2 protein-coding genes and 2 pseudogenes are annotated in these 2,360 nt (G+C 33.1%); 3 read left to right on the top strand and 1 reads right to left on the bottom strand.

Annotated elements, in window-relative coordinates:
- Positions 1–265 (top strand): annotated as a pseudogene (locus ABZ953_RS39200) (hypothetical protein); the annotation flags it as partial.
- Positions 266–458: 193 nt separating this feature from the next.
- Here ABZ953_RS39200 and ABZ953_RS39195 read toward each other — a convergent pair.
- Positions 459–593: pseudogene (locus ABZ953_RS39195) on the bottom strand (IS3 family transposase); the annotation flags it as partial.
- A gap of 336 nt (positions 594–929) precedes the next feature.
- On the opposite strand from ABZ953_RS39195, the gene mobC reads away from it, so the two are divergent.
- A complete protein-coding gene (gene mobC, locus ABZ953_RS39190) occupies positions 930–1,301 on the top strand; it encodes a plasmid mobilization relaxosome protein MobC (RefSeq protein WP_361734304.1) in 372 nt (123 codons plus the stop codon).
- A gap of 238 nt (positions 1,302–1,539) precedes the next feature.
- Positions 1,540–2,220 (top strand): IS6 family transposase, encoded by a 681-nt coding sequence (locus ABZ953_RS39185; protein WP_058212875.1) that lies wholly within the window; start codon positions 1,540–1,542, stop codon positions 2,218–2,220.
- Positions 2,221–2,360: the final 140 nt, after the last annotated feature.

The following is a 2,360-nucleotide window of genomic DNA, read 5'->3' as shown; positions in this document are numbered from 1 at the left end:
ACTCTTACCAAAAACCTTATTTCTAATCCCAGGAGTTGGTTATCAAGGAGGAGATGTGAAACTATTAGACGCAGCGTTTGATAATAATGGTTTAGGAGCCATCATAACATGTTCAAGAGCAATTGATTATGCTTATAAAGATACAGGTTTATCAGAGCAAGAAGTAAAGAATTCTATTTTAGAGGCAGTTGACTATTATAATGGATTAATAAATAAAGCTTTGATAAAATCTAAAAAGGTTTATTGGGAGAGGGAGAAAAATTGAAAAAAATATATTAGAGTCAATTTTAATAAAAAATGAAGTTGCTCTTAAAGAAGTTATCACAAAAATAGACTCCCCCTCTTCAAATAATGATGTAGGAACGCTTTTTTATACATCATTTTTTGAAAATTTAGGTAATAAAAATTCTGATATTGACATTTATGGACCAATGTCAAATATTTAGACACAAAATGAGCTATATTTTCTTAAAATAATTTTCTTCTTTCTGATTTGGAGTTAAACCCTTGTTGGCGGAATGAGGATTATAATTGTTATAAAATTGTTCGATGTATTCAAAGCAAGAGAGTTGAACTTCTTAAATGGAGTGATAAGTTCATAATTACATTAACGCAAAAAAATATGTTCAAACTTTGACCGAAGACGAAGTTAAAAATTTGTGTTTTGAAGTCAAAGATTTATACGAAGAGGTCTTAAAAGAATTTGAAATTAAGCTCTAATTTTTTTCAAAAAGGGGGATTGGGGGACACCACCAAAAATAAAAATATTCGTCTGAAACGAACAAAAATAAAATTGGAAATTTTAGCTTTTGTGAGTGAAAGATGAATTATTTTTACTGTACTTGTGTACACAAGTACGAAGTTCACTAAAGACACTAACCCCCTATTTTGGGCTTTTAGAGTTGACAGTAGTTTGAAAGGTTGACAAGATGAAAAAAATCAAAAATCGTGAGCGAAGTATACAGAAAAAATTCTTCGTAAATGAAAAAGAGAACGAAAGAATTAAATTGATAATGAAAGAAACTGGTATCACTAATTTTTCTATTTTTGCTAGACGAGCCTGTTGCAATAAAGAGATTTTTTCTATTGATTTTTCAGAATATAAAAATATTATTTCTGAAATTTCTGCGACAAAATCTGAACTAAAACGTATCGGAAATAATATCAATCAAATTGCTAAACATTTAAACGAAAATAAAAATAATCAGACAAAAGAATGGATGTCTGATTATCAAAAGCAATTAGAAAATTTGGAAGAAAAAATTCAAGAAGTGGTTCATTTTATTTCAGAGGGGGAGTAAAAATGACAGTGAGTTATATGCCAAAACAATCGAACGGAACAGTTCATTCTTCAACAGTTGTGAGCTGTTTTTTGAATGCTGATGAATAGTGAGATTAGAGCAGGTCATAAATAAGGGTCATATTTAAAAGCTAAAATTGTACGTTTTAGTCAATTACATACAAGGGTTCTGTTGCAAAGTTTTAAATCTACTATCAAATAAGGTAGAATAATAGAAAAAGATAGCAGGAGGAATGACGATGAATCATTTTAAAGAAAAGCAATTTCAGCAGGATGTGATTATTGTAGCCGTGGGCTACTATCTTCGTTATAACCTTAGCTATCGTGAAGTTCAAGAAATCTTATATGATCGTGGCATTAACGTTTCTCATACGACGATTTATCGTTGGGTACAAGAATATGGCAAACTACTCTATCAAATTTGGAAAAAGAAAAATAAAAAATCCTTTTATTCATGGAAAATGGATGAAACGTACATCAAAATTAAAGGAAAATGGCATTATTTGTATCGAGCCATCGATGCAGATGGTTTAACCTTGGATATTTGGTTACGTAAAAAACGGGACACACAAGCAGCCTATGCTTTTCTTAAGCGGTTAGTGAAGCAGTTTGATGAACCGAAGGTTGTAGTCACAGATAAAGCCCCCTCTATTACAAGTGCCTTTAAGAAACTAAAAGAATACGGCTTTTATCAAGGGACAGAACATCGTACCATTAAATACCTGAATAATTTGATTGAACAAGACCATCGTCCAGTAAAGAGACGCAATAAATTCTATCGAAGTTTACGCACTGCCTCACCCACGATTAAAGGCATGGAAGCCATTCGAGGATTATATAAGAAAACCCGAAAAGAAGGCACTCTCTTCGGCTTTTCGGTGTCTACTGAAATCAAGGTATTAATGGGAATAACAGCCTAAGATATTTGGAGTTCAGAGCGGGCGTGTTTGATTTTCAAACTTTTCAACAGAACCGGATTAGAGACTAAATCCAGATACTATGTCAGCGCCGAGGTCGCGACCGTGGCGCTCGCCTGGCTGGCCGCCCAGCCCACCGTCGC

It is taken from the genome of Streptomyces sp. NPDC046465 (assembly GCF_040646035.1).
In the GTDB taxonomy this organism is placed as follows: Bacteria; Actinomycetota; Actinomycetes; order Streptomycetales; family Streptomycetaceae; genus Streptomyces.
This window is presented reverse-complemented; position numbering and strand designations above follow the sequence as displayed.

Coding starts and splice junctions, on each gene's coding strand:
- ABZ953_RS39185 (WP_058212875.1), top strand. CDS start 1,540: ATGAATCATTTTAAAGAAAAGCAATTTCAGCAGGATGTGATTATTGTA.
- mobC (WP_361734304.1), top strand. CDS start 930: ATGAAAAAAATCAAAAATCGTGAGCGAAGTATACAGAAAAAATTCTTC.